This window comes from Salmonella sp. NW177 (assembly GCF_051811585.1).
GTDB lineage: Bacteria > Pseudomonadota > Gammaproteobacteria > Enterobacterales > Enterobacteriaceae > Salmonella > Salmonella enterica.
Window position 1 is genome coordinate 652558 of sequence record NZ_JAMMZV010000002.1, and the last position, 18954, is coordinate 671511.

An 18954-nucleotide genomic window follows, 5' to 3' on the forward strand; every position below is an offset into this window, starting at 1 on the left:
TGGCGGGTTTTTTGTTGCCGCCAGTCCGACACTCTGTCGCCATTTTGCCGCCACTACCAAAGAAAAAGGGCTACGTTTTCACGTAACCCCTTGTTTTATTTGGTGGAGCTGGCGGGAGTTGAACCCGCGTCCGAAATTCCTACATCCTCGGTACTACATGCTTAGTCAGTCTTTACATTCGCCTGGCACCTGCGGACGGACACGCCACTACCAGACTAGCCTGATTAGTTTTAACGCTTCAACCCCAGGCAGGGCATCCGCGCGATCTCTTTTGGGTTTGACCTCTCTTGATCCCCGTCCTAAGAGCGGAGGCTAGGGAGAGAGGGCTCTAAGCAGGTTATTAAGCTGCTAAAGCGTAGTTTTCGTCGTTTGCGACTATTTTTTTGCGGCTTTTTACGAGGCCAACCGCCCCTCGGCATGCACCTTGGGTTTCGCAAATCCCGTCGAATCCAGAATCAGCCCCAATGTGTAAGGTAAGTATAACAGACTTGTGACACGCGTGACCAGCCCCCGTATCTTCTTATCTTCAACGATTTACCGCTCGCGCAGCGCTTCTTTCGCGCGATTAAACGGTTTGATTAAATAGTCGACAATGGTTTTTTCACCGGTTTTGATATCTACCGTGGCGATCATGCCTGGAACAATCGAAAAACGGCGTCCTGATTTATTTTGTAGATAGTCCTGGTGGGTGCGGATAAACACGCGATAGTAGAAAATTTCCGGTTTCACTTTATCCTGAATGGTATCCGGTGAAATGGTCTCCACCACGCCGTCAAGCCCGCCGTAAATGGCGTAATCGTAAGCAGTAATTTTAACCAATGCGCGTTGGCCGGGATGAATAAAGGCGATATCACGCGGCGAAAGGCGGGTTTCAATCAGCAGACGATCGTCTACCGGTACTATCTCCATCATCTCGCCGTTAGGCGGGATCACGCCGCCAATCGTCGTGACCTGGATATTTTTAACAATGCCGCGTACCGGCGAACGTACGGTGAGGCGGGTGACGGAATCCTCGCGTCCTTTTAAAATGGCGGAGAGCATATCGACCTCAGCGTTCGCTTTCGATAACGCTTCGCGTGCCTGCACATAATATTGTGAGCGCAGATCGGTAATTTTTAAGCCTAAATCGCTTTTTTGTCGTTGCAGGCGTAGCACTTCAACATGACTGGCCGCGCCGCTTTTCTCCAGCCGCTGGGTAATGGTCAGCTCTTTATTAACCGACGCCAGCGCATCCCGTAGCTCGGCTTCGGTATCGGCCAGCTGCGCGCGGCGGCTTTTATAGAGACGCGTCTCTGCGGCAATCAGATCCGGCCAGCCGTTCAGCTCAGCGGGGAAGGCGAGAGGTAAGTCGCTGACTTCCGCGGTTAACCGTGCGCTGGAGGCGAGTGAAGCTCGATATTTTGCCGCACTTTCACCCACACTGGACGCCAGACGCGTCGGATCAAGCCGGGCGACAATCTGGTTGGCCTGAACTCTGTCGCCTTCCCGCACCGTCAACTGCGCCAGAATGCCGCCATCCAGCGACTGCAGAACCTGTTCGCGTGAACTTGGGATCACTTTCCCGTTGCCGGTGGAAACCTCATCCAGTCGGCCAAACCACGCCCAGATGCCAAGAATGAGAAATAACAGTGAGCAGATCAGAACAATACGACCCGCGCCGGAAAACGCCCGTTCACGCTGAATATTGAAATCGTCCATCGCGGCATCATGCTGATTGGTTTTCATTTTTCCACTCCCGACGGTGACTTTGCATCCGATCAGCGTTAAGCGCCTGCGCTTTTGGCGCATCCATCACCAGTTGCCCTTCTTTCAGGACAACGATACGCTCAACCAGCTCCAGTATTGGTACCCGGTGCGTCGCGACGACCAGGGTACGGTTGCCAAGCCACTGATGTAACCGCTGAATAAACTCTCGCTCCGTATGCTCGTCCAGCGAGGCGCTGGGTTCGTCAAGTAACACAATATTGGGGGAGCGCAGCAGCATTCTCGCCAGCAACAGGGACTGACGCTGTCCGCCGGACAAGCCGTTACCGCCCTCCATAATGGGATGATCCAACCCTTTTGCCAGCCGCCTGACGAAGACGGCGCCGCCGCTGACTTCGAGCGCGTCAAAAATCTGTTCATCGTTGGCGTGCGGCGCGCCGAGCGTCAGGTTCTCTCGTAGGGTGCCGAAGAAAAGCCGCGCGTTCTGGCTAAGAAAGCCGATGTTGCGGCGTAAATCCGCCATATCGATGTGCGACAAGCTGAGATTATCAAGCCGGACATCTCCCTGAATCATCTCCAGGCCGCCCGCCATCGCCTGTAAAAGTGTGGATTTACCCGCACCGTTACGCCCCAGTATCGCAATCCGCTCGCCTGGCATGATCTCCAGACGCACGAGGCGCAGCGGTATGCGTTGATCGTCGTTATGGTAACGAAACTGAGCGTTTTCAAAGAGGTAATGCCCGTGGAGGATGTCGCGGTGTATCAGGCTATCATCATGCTGTGTCTCGGTGGGCAGTTGCATAATGTTGTCGAGCCCCATCTTCGCCGCTTTCACCTGCTGCCAGCGCGCCAGCACGCCGCACAGGTTAGCCATTGGCGCGATCATCCGCGAGCCGAGCATCGACGCGGCGACCACGGCGCCGGTAGTCATACTGCCTTCAATGACCATCGGCGCGCCGAACATAATCACTGCGGCATACACCAGACTTTGTACCGACATCCCCCAACTGATAAGCCCTTGCGTGAGTTTGCGGGTGCGTAGACCCGACTCGCCGGTAATACGGATATAGCTATTCCACTGCTGAAGAAAGCGGTTCTCCGCCTGCATCAGTTTAATATCTTCCAGTCCCTGAACGCTTTCGACCAAGACTGCATTGCGTAGCGTCGCTTCGTGGGCGGCCTGGTTGGCGAGGACAGCCAGTTTTTTTTGCAGTGCGACGCCCGGCAGGATCATCAGCAGAGCCGCCACGGGCGCTATCCATGCCAGCGGTGGGGCAATAATCGCCAGGACTACCATAAACAGGAAAAAGAAAGGCAGATCGACAATGGTCGCCAGCGTTGAAGAGGTAATCATCTCGCGGATCTGCTCCAGTTCGCGTAACTGCGAGATAAAACTGCCAGTGGAACGGGGGATAGCGCTGTTGCGCAGCCTTAACGCATGACCGAATACCCGATCGGAAATGCGCATATCGGCGCGTTTACCGAGCACGTCCATAATGTGCGTACGCGCTTCACGCAGCAGAAAACCAAACAGCACCGCTACCAGCACGCCGAAGGAGAGAACGTACAGGGTAGGATATGACTGAGCGGGGATCACTCGATCGTAAACCTGCATAGAGAACACAATCCCGGCCAGCGACAGCACGTTAATCAGAAAGGCGGCGACCATTACCGGTAGATAAGGGCGAATATCCTGCAGAACCAGCTCGCGCATCCAGTCGGGTTTAAAGCGGGAGATATAGCGGTCGACGCGGCTATCCTTGAGCGCCGATAGCGGGCGTAGCGCGGCAACATAGAGGATCTCCGGCAATAACTCGCTGAGCGTCATGCGGTTATGCTGGCCCTCTTCTTCAATCACAAAAACGTCTACCGCATCTTCGCCATTAACATGTTCGATGACCAATAACTGTCCGTCCCGGAGCTCGACAACCAACGGCAATCGCCACTGACTAAATGCCGTTTTGTCTATGTCCGGCGCATGAAAGGATAAACCCGCCTGCCGCGCGAGCTGCGTTAAGGCGGTCGTTCTGCTTTTACCCCTAAACCACGGGGCGTTGGCCTGAATTGAACCGGGAGAACAGGCAATGCGATAATGGCTGGCGACATAGCTGATGGCCTGCGCCCATTGGCTTAGCGCGCGCTCACTGAGTATCTCTTCTACATCGGGGGCGGCGCGGGTCATGGCTGGATCTCCACGGATTGAATGCTGCGATGATTTAACGCGAACGCCTGACGAAGCGCGCCGGTGTTATACAGACAGTTCAGTTGCAACTGATGCAACTGGCTTTCCGTTTGCAGTTCGGCAAAACGCGCTTGGTAAACTTCCTGCTCCGCATTAAGCACGTCGAGCAGCGGGCGGGAACCGAGGTCAAGGTATTGCTGCTGATACAGTTCGCGCGTGCGTTCGCTAAGCTGCTGTTGCCGACGAAGGATTTGTAACGCGCTGGCAAGACTCATTGCCTGGCTGCGCGCCTCCATCAGTTTCTGGCGGACATCAAGCCGGGTGCGCTGAATGGTCGACTGAGCCGCGTCTACCGCATGGCTGGCGGCGTTGCGTCGGGCAGTCAGCCCTCCGCCCTGGTAAAGCGGCATCTCAACTTTCACCCAGGTGGAATACTGGGTTTTATCCAGCACTTCATGACTGGGATATTTATCATTAAGATAATGTTGTACAGAAGGTTCGAGCGAAATTGTCGGCGTCATTTGCGCGCTGGCATAGTCCAGATTCGCCCGCGCAACGTTGGCCTGCGCCCAGGCGGCCAGTACCGCGGGCACCAGTCGATCGTCGGGAGTCGCCGTCTCACAGCTGCGAGCGAGTTTCGCCGGGAAGTCATTATTGATGCCGTTAAGCGAATTCCAGCCCAGCCAGCTCATCAGTGAGGCTTTCGCACTGTCGAGATTGGCCTGATACTGCGCCAGTTGCGAGCGGGCGGATTCGATTCTGGCTTCCGTTTGCACCACGTCAGATAGCGACGTAGCGCCTTCATCGCTGCGCTGCCGGATAAGTTTACCGATGCCGTCCAGCGCGGTGAGCTGTTCTTCCGCCGCTTCTACCATTTGCTGCCAGCTCTGCGTTTGTACAATGGCGTTGGCGGTTTCGTGCGCGACGGTATCAATACTGAGCAACACATTAGCCTGTTGCTGTGCTGCGCCTGCGGTTTCGGTGCGAACCTGGCTTGCCACTTTGCCGAAGTCATAAAGCATTTGCGATACTGACAGCACCAGCGAGGGGCTATACCCGTGATCGGTGTAGGTATTGCTGTACCCATTGTTCACGCCAGCGCTGACTTTCGGATAATATTTCGATTTGGCGACCTCTATTTGTTCATTCTGTGCGAGCAGTTTGCCGACGGCTTCGCGAATAGAAGGATGCCAGTTAACGGCGCGATTGACCGCGTCATTGAGCGTCAGGTTGCCCGGCGCGGCGGCGCTGAGCGGCAACTCAGCGGCGGAGCCATCCAGCGAAGGAAGCATCTGGTCCGTTGCTAATCCTTCGGATGTAATCATTGGCGGCGCTTCTGCGCCCCGGGGCTGGTGATGAAACAAAGCAAATGCCAGTACGATGGCGACAGGCGCGACTCTTCCCATAGTTTATCCCTTTTAAATATCACCGCTTGTTGCCCCGAACGTCGTGGCGTTCGGGGCTTTTTTATCAACCGCCGGTTATCAGGTGGTTGTTCTGCAACAGATCATTTAGCGTGAGCTGCACATTCTCCAGAGTGACAAGGTCGGTTGATTTAAACGCGTTGCCGGCGCCGTCGCGATCGACGGATATCACCGTATTGGCGCCGCTGGTATGAACCTGAACAAAGTTACCCAGCGTCGCCGCCTGGTGATCCCAGCCGGTCAGCAGTTCGTGGATATCGATCTTGTCGCCCTGCGCGGTAGAGTAGTTTTGCCAGCGATCGGCGCCGTTGCCGCCGGTCGCGTCCGCGCCGTTTAACAGGTGGTAAATCAGCGTATCGCCATAGGCGGAGCCGATGAGAACATCGTTTTGGTTGGTACTGACGATTTGCGGCGCCATATCAATGGTCAATGTGGCGCTATCCGTATGACCCATTTTGTCATCCAGTTGATAGGTAAAGACCTCTTTACTGGTGATGGACGACATCGCGATGCCATTATTCAGCGTGTAGGTGTAAGCGCCATCGAGGTTAATTTGCAATGTGCCGTAATGTCCCTGAATCGTGGCGCTGGTGGTATTCGCCGCGGCGTCCAGCGTGGCGGCGCTGCCGTTATACCCGCTAATGCTCAGGCGGGTATTCACCGTATTAAGCTGATCCATCGCCCCCGCCGCGTCGCTGCCGTCAAAAATATTGCCGAGAACGGTATGCGTTCCGGACGTTTCAAAATTATCCAGATCGACGGTGGTGCCGATGACGCGTGGCGTGATCGTCGCCGCCCCGGCCAGGGTATTGGTGCCGGTAAAGTTAAGCGTGTACGTTCCGGCATCCAGCTCCAGGCCGCTCAGGTTGACGGTCACCGTCGCGCTGCCCAGCGTGATATTCGCCACCGGAACGGTTCCGTTGCGTATGACGGTCCCGTTCTCCTGAATGGCCCAGCTAATATTCAGATTGCCCAGCGTAATGAGCGTGGAGACATCAAAGACCAGTGACGCGCCTTTAAGTACGGTGCCCGTTGCAACGTCAAAGGTGCCGCTCCCGCTGCCCGATTTGCCGAGTAGCCCCCAACTGGCGCTGCCGACGCTGGAGTCCAGCCAGGCAGCGGTATCCTGAAGCGTGGCGACGCTAAGGGTATCGCTGACATCATTAATCGCATCCAGCGCCCTGGCGGTTGGCGTGATATTGAGTGAGGCCGTATCGGTATCGCCGTTTGGCGCTTTGACCGTATAGATAAAGCTGTCCGGCGTTTTAATGCTGTCGGCGCCGACGCCGTTCTTCAGCGTGTAGGTATAGTTGCCTCTTGCGTCAATGGTGAGCGTGCCATACAGCCCGTTTACCTCCGTCGTGCCGGTCGCCGCAATCGCCACGCCATTTACTTCAGTGAGGAGGGCGTCCGTAGGGGCGACATCATTGGTCAGTACGTTGCCGGTGGTGTTGGCGGTGATACTGTCAACGGCATAGGTGTGGTCCTGGGAAATCGCCAACGTATAGCCAGTGAGGACGCTAATGCCGCTGGCGGTATTCAGCACGAACAGGTATTCGCCGCCAGGCAACGTCAGGGTCAGCGGCTGAGACTGTCCGGCTAACAGCAGGGTGTTAATCCAGCCCTTTTGCACCCGGAACTGCTCATATTGCTGAATGGCATCGTTGAAGCGATAAACGTACAGGTCGAACGTGGAAACCAGTGAGACGCCGCCGACGGTTCCCTGTAACGTCATGGTTCGCGTAGCGCCTTCTTCAACGTTAAAGATGATCGGATTAGTCATATCATCAAGCAGATTCGCGTTCAGTACATTACCAAGTCCGACGCTTAATACCGTGACGCCGCTTTGTGTCGAGGGACCGTTGTTGACGTAGCTAACGTGAGTATCAAAGACCAGCGAGGCGTTATTGTCTGTCGCTATCACGCTGCCCGGTACCGGCGCGGGACCCAGATTGATAACCAGTTGCGCGGCGCTGCTACCAACGCCATTCTGGGTGATGGTGTAGGTGAAGCTCTCTTTATGTCCGTATCCCGCCGTGGGCTTAGTCAGCGTGTAGGTGTAACTGCCATCCTGATTAATGTGCAGCGTGCCGTATTGCCCCTGGATATCCACGCCGCCCGCGCCGACCGGCGTACTGACGCCGTTGGCGTTGGTGATGGCGGTGACCGTGGTGCCCGTCGGCGCGGTATCATCAGCCATGACGTTGCCGGTACTGATGGTTGGCCCGCTAATAATACCTGCGCTGGTCTGGTGTACATCGACATCCAGGCTGGTATATGACCCGGTAGCGAGCAGACTGGTGTTATAAGTGAGTACCCGGTACTGGCCTTCGCCCAGGCCGCTCAGGTTCAGGGTAACGCCGCTCCCGGTCAGGGTAAGCAAATTCGCGAAGTCGCCAACGGCGGTGTTGACGATCGTCGTCCAGGCGCCGAGGCTGGTGTCGTAGCGCTGTACCACAATCTCCTGAGTACTGAGCAGCGAAAGCACGATTCCCGTTGCGGCGGCATCGATGGTGACGTCGCCCGTACCACCTTCAGCAATGGTGAACTCAACCTGAGCGGTATCGTTACCCAAAACCGAGGCGACATTGCCAAGCGCGCCAACCAGCAGCAGGCCGTAATCCGAATAGTTTTGCGTGCTGGTGACGGCGGTCGAGGTCAGATCAAGACTGGTGATGTTATCCCTTGCCGCCAGCGGCAGAACCGGCGCAGTAATGCCTAACGCGCCGGAGGCGTTACCCGCAGCGTCAGTGGCCGTCACGTTAATGAGCTGACCTTCAATTTGTTTTGTCGGCAAGGTGAGAGACCATGCGCCGTTGCTGCTGGCGGTGGTGGTGAGCGTCACGCCGCCCGCCAGCGTGACGGTTACGGTGCTGTTTGCCTCTGCCTGTCCGGAAAGTGAACCGCCATCGGCGCTGAGCGTACCTGACGGCGTACCGGGCGCCAGCGTATCGACAATCACCGTCGCGGCGGTGGAGACGCTGCCTGTACCGTTGGCGTTAGTCGCGGTGGCGGTGAAGGCGTGGCTGCCTTCGGTCAAATTGCCTGTCGGGGTAAAGCTCCAGTTTCCGCTGGCGTTCGCCGTGGTGGTGCCGAGCAGCGCCCCGTTGTTATAAATGCTCACCGTGGCGCCCGCCTGAGCGGTACCATTCAATGTGGGTTGTGCGTCATTAGTGACCTGACCGTTGGCGATAGCGCCGGTATAAATACCCACATCATCCACTACGTTGGTGATGATCGGTGCTTCCGGCACGCGCGTATCGGGCGCGGTAAATCCGGCGGCAATGCCTGTGTTGCCTGCTTTATCCTGGGCAAATGCCAGTAGCGGCTGACCATTGGTCTGCGCGGGCGTGAGTGTGGCGGTGAAGCTGCCTGTACCGTCGGCGGTGGCGGTTCCCAGTACCACACCAGTCTCAGAGGTAATCGTCACTGTACTGCCTGCTTCCGCGGTGCCCGTCACCCGATTACCGGTAGCATTGATGACCAGGTTGCCGGGCGCGCCGGGCGCAATGGTATCCACGATAATCGTTGTCGATGGCGAAGCGGCGCTAACGTTGCCAGCCGCATCGGCGGCGCTAACGCTATAAGCGTGACTTCCCTGGCTGAGCGCGGCGGTTGGCGTCCAGCTCCAGTTGCCGCTGGCATTGGCGTTCACGGTCGCGACCAGCGCGCCATTATCGAAGATGCTTACCGCGCTGTTGGCTTCCGCGGTACCGTTGAGCGTCGGCTGTGTGTCGTTGGTCGATTGTCCATTGCCAATGGCGCCGGTATTGTTCGGGACATCATCAACGATGCTGGTTATAAGCGGAACCGTTGGCGCAAGGGTATCGACCACGATAGTAAAACCGCTGGTGGCCGGGCTAACGTTGCCTGCCGGGTCGGTGGCGGTCACTGTTAATATGCGCGTGCCGTCGTTTAACCCTGTCGTCGGCGTGAAGCTCCACGCGCCGCCCGCGTTAGCCGAGGTGACGCCAAGCAGAGTGTTGCCATCATAGATACTGATCACGCTGCCCGCTTCGGCAGTGCCGTTCAGCGTGGGGCGGTTATCATTGGTTATCTGACCATTAGCGAGATTTCCTGTGACCCCGCCCGCGACGTCATCCACTACGGACGTCAGGATCGGCGTTTGCGGCGCGGTGGTATCGACCGTCAGGGTGAAAGCCGTACTGTTCGGGCTGCTGTTTCCTGCGGCATCGGTGGCCACGGCGGTGATGACGTGCGTTCCGCTTGCCAGCGTTGAGGTGGAGACGCTCCACGCGCCGTCAGGTTGAGCCGTTGTCGTGCCAATGACCGTACCATTTTCATAGAGCGTGATCGTGGCGCCGGCTTCTGCGGTGCCGCTGAAGGTTGGCGTAGGATCGTTGGTATTTTGGCCGTTCGCGATCGTGCCGAGGCCTGGCGCCTGATCGTCACTGACTGATGTGATTACCGGCGTCAGCGGCGGCGTGGTATCGACGACGAAATTAACGCTGTCTGAAACGGGACTGGCGTTGCCTGCGGCATCAACGGCAATGACGGTAATTACATGGTTGCCCGTCGCCAGAGAGGCATCGGGCGTGTAGCGCCAGCTACTGCTATTGTCGGCGGGAATTTCAGCCAGCAGCGTGCCGTTATCGTAGAGACGAATAGCTGTGTTGGCTTCACGGGTGCCGCTAATGACAGGGCGCGCCTCGTCTGTGATCTGCCCTGAACTCAGATTGCCGGTAATGGGGCCCGTACCGTCGTAGACCGTATCAATAACAGGCGCGGCGGGAGCCGTGGTATCAATAGTAAACGAGCGTATTTCGGACGCGGCGCTGGTGTTGCCTGCCGCATCGGTTGCTGTCGCCGTCAGGTTCCAGACGCCCGCGCCCAGCGAGGTAGACGGCGTAAAGCTCCAGCTACCGTTGGCCTGAACTTGCGCCGTGCCGACCAGCGCGCTGCCATTATAAATCGAGATGGTTGTACCCGCCTCACCGGTACCCGAGAGTGTTGGTCGGGTTTCGTTCGTCGAGCCGCCGTTGGGGACGATGCCCGTCACCGGCGCCGTATTGTCTGCCACGCTGGCGATAACCGGCGCGGCGGGCGGTGTGGCGTCAATCGTCAGCACAAATCCGCTGGACACCGCGCTGCTATTACCCGCCGGATCGGTGGCGCTAAGGGTGAACGTGTGGCTACCGTTTGCAAGCGGCGTCTGCGGCGTGAAACTCCATGTGCCGTCGCTATTCACCGTCGTGGTACCGATGGACGCGGGATTACCGTCAAGATAGACATTAATCGTCGCGCCTGCCTCTCCGCGCCCGTTCAGGGTGGGCGTCGCATCGTTCGTTAGCTGCCCGCTAACCAGGTTGCCGGTAATACCAGGCTGGTCATCCACAACGGAGGTGAGAACCGGGATCGCCGGAGGCGTAATATCGATCACGATCGTCCACGGCGCGGAGACCGCGCTGGTATTGCCCGCCGGATCGGTAGCGCTAACCGTCAGATTATGGCTTCCCTCTGACAAATTGCGGGGCACCGGGAAGGTCCAGCTACCGTTTTCGCCTACCTGAGCCGTGCCAAGCGGCGTACCGTTATCAAAAATGGTGATTGTCGCGCCAGGTTCGCCAGTTCCGTTCAGTATTGGCTGCCGATCGTCGGTGGATTGCCCCGGTAACACCGGAACGGTCGGTTGATTGTTATCGTCAATCACGGACGTGATAACCGGCACATCTGGCGCCTGCGCGTCAATGTTCAGCGTAAAGCCGTCCGAAGGCTGGCCGCTATTGCCGGCGGGATCGGTCGCTACGGCGGTAAAGATGTGCGCGTTGCTCTCCAGCGGCGCGTTCGGGGTGAAGCGCCAGTTGCCGCTTTGATCTACCGTGGCGGAACCGATTTCTACGCCGTTATCCAGAATGCGGATGGTGGCGCCTGCTTCTCCCGTTCCGTTGAGCGTCGGGCGTGAATCATTGGTGAGCGCGCCGTTATCCAGCGTACCGGTCATGCCGGGGACATCATCCGTTGCGCTGGTAATAACCGGTTGCGCCGGCGCGCTAAGATCGACAGTGATCCCGACCGGTGCGGACAGGCCGCCCGGGCCATTCGCATTGGTTGCCTGGACGGTGAAGTAATGTGTGCTTTCGCTTAATGGCGTCGCGATCTCAAAGATCCAGTTCCCGCTGGCGTCAACGGTGGCAAAGCCTGCCGAATCGCCATCAATGAAAACTTCAACGGTAGAGCCGATATCCGTGGTGCCGCGCAGTGTCGGCGTGGTGTCGTCCGTGGCGCCGCCCGCCGCAATATTCCCCTGTACGCTCCCGACATCATCTTCAATTGCCGTGATGGCCGGGACGGCGGGCAGACCGCTGTCGGAAGCGGGAAAATTCGTAGCCGGGCCGTTATTCCCCGCGCGATCGATAGCAATTGCCGTCAGCGTACCGCCATCGGTTTGCGCCGGACTGAGCGTAACGACGAATTCACCGGTACCATTAGCGACAGCGCTGCCGACCAGGGTGCCATCGGCATGGTGAATTTCAACGGTAGCGTAAGGATCGGCAAGTCCGGCCACGCGCGTGCCATCGTCGTCCACCGTCTGGATCGTTGGCGCGGGCGGGGCGGTGATATCCACGGTAATGGTGATCGGCTGGGTTTGCGCCGTGGTATTTCCAGCATCGTTAGTCGCGCTGAAGGTTAGCGCATGGCTGACTTCTGACAATTCTGGCGTATTGAATGTCCAGACCCCGTCGGTAACGAGCGCCGTCCCTATTGCCACGCCATTGTCGTAAATCGTGACGGTGCTGCCGTTTTCGCCGCTGCCGTTAATAGTCAGCGTCCGATCGTTAGTAAAGGCGCCATCGGTTAATGGCCCGGTCACTGGCGCAACATCGTCAAGGATTTCATTGACGACGGGCGGCTGCAACGGAACGGTGTCGACGGTGAAGGTAAAGCTGTTCGATACGCCGCTGCTGTTTCCGGCGGCATCGGCGGCAATGGCAGTCAGGGTGTAGACGCCATCCGGCAGCGCGCTGGTCACCGCTAGCGTCCAGGTGCCGGTCTCATCGACGGTGACTACGCCCACGACACTACTGCCGTTATAGAGCGTGATCACGCTGCCGATGTCGCCAGTGCCGTGAATGACCGGTGTATTGTCGTCAGTGGTTGCGCCGCTGACAATAGTATCCTGGACTTCGCCGACGTTATCTTCGGCAAAAGTGATAACCGGATTGGCGGGCGCAGTGGTGTCTAGCGTAAAAGTGACTGAGGCGGAAGGTGGACTGATATTGCCCGCTATATCGGTTTCCGTGACGGTAATGGTATAGGTTTCTGGCGTCAGTGCCGCAGGCGTAAAGCTCCAGCTTCCGTTATCGCCTACCGTTGTGCGACCAATTTCACTGCCATTATTGTAGAGAATAATCGTGCTGCCGATCTCTCCCGTGCCGCTGAAGGTCGGCGTGGTATCGTTCGTTGCGCCATTATTGCCGATGTTGCCGATAACCGGCGCGACGTTATCGCTGATTAGCGGCGCGTCAGGCTGCGCTGGAGGCTGGGTATCAAGGGTAACGGAGAAAACGCTGGAGGTGGGGCTACTATTGCCTGCGGCATCCGTGGCGGTGGCCGTCAGGATGTTTAACCCTTCGCTCAGATTACGGGTTAGTGGATAGGTCCAGCTACCCTGTGGATTGACCTGGACGGTAGCCAGTTCTACGCCGTTATTGTACAGGGTGATGATGGTGCCGGGTTCGCCGGTGCCGCTGAGGGTCGGCATACGCTGATTGGTAATACTGCCGTTTGCCAGTAGCATCTCGCCTTCTCCGCCGGTGATGGCGGCTGACACGATCTGCGGCGCATCCGGCGCCTGGGTATCGACGCGCAGGGTAAAGCTGAGGGATTCGGGACTTTCGTTCCCCGCCGGATCGTTGGCGCGAGCGGTCAGATGGTGGTCGCCGTCGCCCAGCTCGGCAGGCGGCGTAAACTGCCAGCGCCCGTCCGTGCCGACCAGCGCCTGACCTATGGCATTGCCATTATCGTAAAGGATGATTGTGTCGCCTGCGGTGCCGCTACCGCTCAACCGGGGCTGGGATTCCTGGGTAATCTGATTGGTATCAATCGTATTTCCGTCGCCGTCAGCTACGCCGATAACGCCGGGGGCGGCAGGGGCCTGGGTATCAATGGTAATCGTAAAATCGGTCGAAAAAGGCGTGGTGTTGCCGTTACTGTCGCTGGCCGTCACGGTAAAGGTGTAGGTGTCGTCCGCCAGTGGCGAGGCCGTGGTGTAAGCGTAGCTCCAGACGCCGGAATTACCGACGATAATATCTGCTATCCGGGCGCCATTCTGATACAGGTGTACTGTGGAACCCGGTTCACCTGTACCATTAATCGTTGGCGTGCTGTCGTTAGTGAGCCCCAGATGCGCGACGCTACCGAGAATACCCGGCGCATCATCTGTAATGAAGGTGATTACCGGTTGCTGCGGCGATTGCGTATCGACCACCAGGTCGAATGACGCGGCCTGACTGGCATTGCCTTTAGCGTCGGTTGCGATTACGGTCAGTCGATGCGCGCCTTCACCTAAATTTTGCGACGGCGTAAACGTCCAGGCACCGTTGGGCTGTAGCGTGGCGAGTCCCAGTGAAACGCCGTTATCAAAGACTTCGACACGCGCGCCGGCCTCCGCCGTACCGCTAAGGGTGGGACGGTTGTCGTTGGTGGTTTGTCCGTTAACCAGCGGCCCGGTGAAGCTTTCAACATCGTCCAGCACCTGAGTGATAATGGGCTTATCCGGGGCGGTGATATCGGGCGCTTGCGCTGTGGTTGGCGGGCTGACGTTGTTGGCGCTGTCGGTGGCGGTGACGGTAACCTGTTCGCCGTTGGTCTGTGCGGGGACGAGGGGAAGGGTAAAATGACCTTCGCCATCTGCTTTGCCGCTGCCAAGCGGCTTGCCGTCCGGCGTGGCGATCGTGATGGCGCTACCCGGTTCGGCGGTGCCGCTGATACTGGTGCCATCCTCACTAATTACCACGTTTTTCGGCATTTCCGGCGCGGTACTGTCCGGCGCGATAACCGTCGCGGCGGCGCTTTCGTTTTTCGCGACATCGGTGGCGGTAGCGATAAGCGCCTGGCCGTTAGTCTGCGCCGTATTCAGCGGAACGATAAATTGTCCGTTGCCATTAGCGACGGCGCTGCCAAGTACGGTGTTGCTACTGTCGCGGATAGTGACCGTTGCCCCGGCTTCCGCCTGACCGCTTACGGACAGACCGTCGGTCGCCACGGTAAGACCGTCCGGTGCCGCAGGCGCAGTTTTATCCGGCGCGTTCAGCGTTTCTACCGGACCGCTATTCGCGGCTTTATCGGTAACGCTAATGCTTAATGTTTCGCCGTTAATTTTCGCCGGGCTAATACCTATTGAGAAGGTACCGTCGTCGCCTGCCGTTCCACTACCGAGCGTATTTCCCAGGCTATCTTTGATAACCACAGTGCTGCCAGCTTCCGTAGTGCCGGTGAGTCTGTCGCCGACGTCGCTAACCGCCAGGCCTTCCAGCACCGGCGGCTGCGTGTCGATATCAATGGTAAAGGAGACGGACTGCCCGCTGGTGCCGCGATCGTTGGTCGCGGTAGCGGTAAAGACATGGTCGCCATCGGCAAGCGCCAGCGAGGGGGTAAAGCTCCATTTGCCGTCAGCGTCAGCGACAATGGGCGGAAAGGTCGGTACAGGAAAGCCATTATCGTTAATCGATATCGTACTGCCTGGTTCAGCAGTACCGCTGAGGGTTGGGCGGTTATCATCTGTGGTATCGCCATTTTTCAACAGCCCGGTAACGGTGCCAGCGTCATCCGTCACGGTAAGGATAGTCGGCTGGGCAGGATACTGTGAGTCAGAAGCGGTAAACTCCGTGGCGGGGCCGATGTTACCGACGGCGTCCTGAATACGCGCTTCCAGACGCTCGCCGTGGGTCTGGGCTGGATTCAGCGTGATGCTGAAGTGGTTATTTTCTCCGGTAATCGTGGAGCCCAGGTAATTTCCCGCCGGGTCATAGATCGACACGGTACTGCCAGCTTCAGCGGTACCGCTAACGGTTGTGCCGTCTTTCGCGACATTATCAATGATAGCGGCGTCAGGCGGCGTGGTGTCCACAATGATAGTAGGCGTTGTCGTCACGCGGCTCGTGTTTCCGGCATTGTCGCTTTGTTCGACGGTAAAGGTATGTTCGCCATCGCTTAACGGCGTAGTTGGCGTAAAGGTCCAGCGTCCATTTTCGTCTACGGTAGCGCTGCCGATAACGGTTGAACCCTCTTTAATCGTGATGGTATTGCCTGCCTCTCCCTGCCCGGAAAATAGCGGTTTTGCCTCGTCAGTCCGGTCATTATTCTGTAGCGGCCCGGTGAGCAAACCGGTGTTATCGGCAATCAGTTCAACGCGTGGGGCATCGGGGCTGAGTGTGTCGATAGTCAGCGTAAAGCGGGCTGATTCGCTACTTTCGCCTTTAACGTTAGTCGCAATGGCGGTGAAATGATTTTCCCCATCCGCCAGCGCGCTGGTAATGGCAAAACGCCAGCTTCCGCTGGCATCAACCGTTGTGGAGCCTATTTCCTGACCATTGGCGTAAATATGGATGACTGTGCCTGCACTGCCGGTGCCCTCCAGAGTGGGGGTATTGTCGTTCGTAAACTGATTATTGCTCAGCGTGCCGGTGAGGGGAGCGGCATCATCGATAGCGGCGGTGATAGCTGGTGTATCGGGGAGAGGAATGTTGGGCGCATCAATGGTTGCGGATGGGCCGGTATTGCCGGCATCGTCAGTCGCGGTCACGGTAAGTCGTTCGCCGCTAAGCTGTGGCGCTGTCAAATCAATACTAAATTTACCGTCGCTATCCGCTTTGCCTTCGCCAACGACGTTACCTGAAGGATCTTTGATGGTAATGGTACTGCCCGCTTCGGCCTCGCCGCTCACCGTTTTTCCGTCCGCTGAAATCAACAACTTGCCGGGAGCGAGAGGCGGGGTAGTATCTACAGGATTACTGCTACCTGGAGTATTGCCGTTAGGGTTACTGCCGCCGGGATTGCTGTTATCAGGGGGATTACCGTCAGGATTGGTGTTATCGGGGGGCGGATTATCGCCATCCGAATGATGGTGGGAATCGCCGCCGCCGGAAGACGCGATAGCGGCAATGCCGCCAGCCGCCACCGCGCCAGCCAGTACCCACGGCCAAACGGCGCCGCCTGCTTCATGGGAAGCGCCAGAAGTGACCAGCAGCTCATTAATATCAGCGATTTGTTCAAAATGTAGCCCGGCTTGCGGATTTTCTACCCACCATAACGTGCCATCGTTTTCCGCCAGTACCAGCTGGCTTGCGCCCAGATCGTTGGTAACGTAAAAGTTTTTAATCGTGATCGTTTCGCCGGAATGGAGCGTCACCACCAGATCCTGATTAATGCGCGTAAGTTGACTAATTTCCTCCCGGGCCACGGATAATTTAACAATTGACGGGGCGTTAAGAGTGACCGCTGAGGATTCCACAGTGGTGGAGACGCCAGTCAATTTCGAAACCACGGCGAGTAGACGCATAAATTAGCTCCTGATGGATTTGCTCTGTGTATTAATTAACGGGCACGACGTTCAGGGCAAAATGCGTAGACGAGCCTTCCCGTTCATCATGAGAGATGAATTTCCGTAGCCATATTCTTTTTTATGAGCGTAGGTGAAGGTCTGGTTTTCTCGCCGAATAACCCTTTATTTTTTGTGCCTGACTAGTGCTTTCGTATTAGATGATATAGTCAGAAAAAAATCTTTCTGCAAATTAAGATCTATTGATAAAGGTGTTAGTGCGTCTGAAATATAACGGAGTTTGTGTTAAGGATAGGTGGGGTGGGCTAACAATGTATGATGATTTTTTATTTATCTTTATGTTTTATAATGAATTTTAATTTTTTCTTCTTTTTCTCTTTTAACATAAAAACAATACTTTTTGTGAAGGTATTCAGCAATATTAAATTTTATAAAAATCATTTGAAGTATTGTGTTATTAGGCTATAAAAATTTTTTAAACGAAGAATATATTCTTGTTGTGGTATTTATTGCTATTGATAAGCGTCAGACACAGAGAATATATTTTCAAGGCATGCATGAGATATGAATATTGACCAGCTTCATACTGAGAAGCTGGTCACAAAAAATGTCTATTATCGGCCTGCATTTTTCATAATGCGTGCTTTATCCAGTTGCCACTCACGTTCTTTAAGATCGGAACGTTTATCATGTTGTTTTTTACCTTTCGCCACGCCGATCTTTACTTTGCACCAGGCATTTTTCCAGTACAGAGAAAGCGCGACGACAGTATAACCTTCACGATTAATACGGCCATACAGTGAATCAAGCTCACGCTGATTTAACAACAGTTTGCGGGTTCGGGTTGGGTCGCATACAACATGTGTCGAGGCGACCGCCATCGGCGTAAAGTTTGCGCCAAACAGCCAGGCCTCGCCATCTTTGAGGATAACGTAACTGTCGCCGATATTGGCTTTTCCTGCGCGCAGAGATTTTACTTCCCAGCCTTGCAGGGCGAGACCAGCCTCGAACTCTTCTTCGATAAAGTATTCGTGCCGGGCGCGCTTATTCAGCGCGATGGTGGCTGAGCCCGGTTTATGTGCTTTTTTCTTCGTCATAAGTGTCGTGAATTCATAGGTAATCTGATATCGAAAACACCCCATTACGTCCTGATGAGGTGCAAAAATCTATCTTAGCATGAGTTGGGCTATGCACGCACAATTAAGGCATGACGGTTGGGGACAGCATTTTTTTTACTCGCTGATAAGTGGTATTATTTACACGATTTATGTTGATGGGAATTGCTATGCCTCAGATTAGTCGGACTGCTTTAGTCCCCTACAGTGCGGAACAAATGTATCAGTTAGTGAATGACGTGCAATCGTATCCCCAGTTTTTGCCTGGGTGTGTTGGCAGTCGTGTCCTGGAGTCATCGCCAGCACAGATGACGGCGGCTGTTGACGTGTCGAAGGCGGGTATCAGCAAGACGTTTACGACGCGTAATCAGCTAACGCGTAACCAGAGCATTCTGATGCATCTGGTGGATGGCCCCTTTAAAAAGCTGATCGGCGGCTGGAAATTTACCCCGCTCAGCCCCGAGGCGTGCCGCATTGAGTTTCAGCTTGATTTTGAGTTTACCAATAAACTCATTGAGCTGGCGTTTGGTCGTATATTCAAAGAGTTAGCGTCCAACATGGTGCAGGCGTTTACGGTTCGCGCCAAAGAGGTTTACCGTGCCGGATAAACTTGTGGTTGAAGTGGCTTATGCGCTGCCGGAAAAGCAGTATTTGCAGCGCGTAACGCTGGAGGAGGGCGCGACGGTCGAAGAGGCGATTCGCGCTTCCGGCTTGCTGGAATTGCGCACGGATATCGATCTGGCGAAAAATAAAGTGGGTATCTATAGTCGTCCGGTAAAACTCACCGATACGGTGCAGGATGGCGATCGGGTTGAAATTTACCGTCCCTTAATCGCCGATCCAAAAGCATTACGCCGCCAGCGCGCCGAAAAATCGGCTGGCAGATAATTAGCCTCTTTTGCCGGATAACGGTGTAGAAGCCGTACCACACCTGAAGCACAGGTGTGCCTGTAAGCCAGATAAACGTAGCGCCATCAGGCAAATTCGTACCAAATGGCGGGGGAGAGG

Annotated in this window: 7 protein-coding genes and 1 other RNA gene; 2 read left to right on the plus strand and 6 right to left on the minus strand. The window is 56.2% G+C overall.

Translation table 11 applies throughout. The features are described from left to right. Positions 1-100 precede the first annotated feature (100 nt). The 6 genes from ssrA to smpB form a co-directional block, all read right to left on the minus strand. Positions 101-463: a transfer-messenger RNA gene (ssrA, locus tag NA986_RS09935) on the minus strand. A gap of 71 nt (positions 464-534) precedes the next feature. Further along, positions 535-1698: an HlyD family type I secretion periplasmic adaptor subunit gene (locus NA986_RS09940; protein ID WP_076736217.1), complete on the minus strand. Its 1164-nt coding sequence runs from the start codon at positions 1696-1698 to the stop codon at positions 535-537. Positions 1699-1705: 7 nt separating this feature from the next. Continuing rightward, positions 1706-3886, minus strand: coding sequence for a type I secretion system permease/ATPase (locus NA986_RS09945; protein ID WP_023216375.1), 2181 nt, complete (start codon positions 3884-3886; stop codon positions 1706-1708). Further along, entirely contained in the window at positions 3883-5292 is a 1410-nt protein-coding gene (locus NA986_RS09950) for a TolC family outer membrane protein (protein WP_023216376.1), read from the minus strand. The genes NA986_RS09945 and NA986_RS09950 overlap by 4 nt, the downstream gene beginning before the upstream one ends. A gap of 64 nt (positions 5293-5356) precedes the next feature. Next, entirely contained in the window at positions 5357-16831 is an 11475-nt protein-coding gene (gene bapA, locus NA986_RS09955) for a biofilm-associated protein BapA (RefSeq protein WP_023216377.1), read from the minus strand. 614 nt (positions 16832-17445) lie between these two features. Next, the gene (gene smpB, locus NA986_RS09960) at positions 17446-17928 is read right to left on the minus strand and encodes an SsrA-binding protein SmpB (RefSeq protein ID WP_001518569.1); all 483 of its coding nucleotides are present in this window, start codon (positions 17926-17928) and stop codon (positions 17446-17448) included. A 188-nt stretch (positions 17929-18116) separates the two neighbouring features. Here smpB and NA986_RS09965 point away from each other — a divergent pair, with 188 nt between their 5' ends. Beyond that, entirely contained in the window at positions 18117-18554 is a 438-nt protein-coding gene (locus NA986_RS09965) for a type II toxin-antitoxin system RatA family toxin (RefSeq protein WP_001537508.1), read from the plus strand. Further along, positions 18544-18834, plus strand: a complete 291-nt coding sequence (locus NA986_RS09970; protein ID WP_001112990.1) for an RnfH family protein — start codon at positions 18544-18546, stop codon at positions 18832-18834. The genes NA986_RS09965 and NA986_RS09970 overlap by 11 nt, the downstream gene beginning before the upstream one ends. The last annotated feature ends 120 nt before the right edge of the window (positions 18835-18954 follow it).

Excerpts from the sequence above, each read along its gene's own strand:
- NA986_RS09940 (WP_076736217.1), bottom strand. The coding sequence starts at position 1,698 with ATGGACGATTTCAATATTCAGCGTGAACGGGCGTTTTCCGGCGCGGGT.
- NA986_RS09945 (WP_023216375.1), bottom strand. The coding sequence starts at position 3,886 with ATGACCCGCGCCGCCCCCGATGTAGAAGAGATACTCAGTGAGCGCGCG.
- NA986_RS09950 (WP_023216376.1), bottom strand. The coding sequence starts at position 5,292 with ATGGGAAGAGTCGCGCCTGTCGCCATCGTACTGGCATTTGCTTTGTTT.
- bapA (WP_023216377.1), bottom strand. The coding sequence starts at position 16,831 with ATGCGTCTACTCGCCGTGGTTTCGAAATTGACTGGCGTCTCCACCACT.
- smpB (WP_001518569.1), bottom strand. The coding sequence starts at position 17,928 with ATGACGAAGAAAAAAGCACATAAACCGGGCTCAGCCACCATCGCGCTG.
- NA986_RS09965 (WP_001537508.1), top strand. The coding sequence starts at position 18,117 with ATGCCTCAGATTAGTCGGACTGCTTTAGTCCCCTACAGTGCGGAACAA.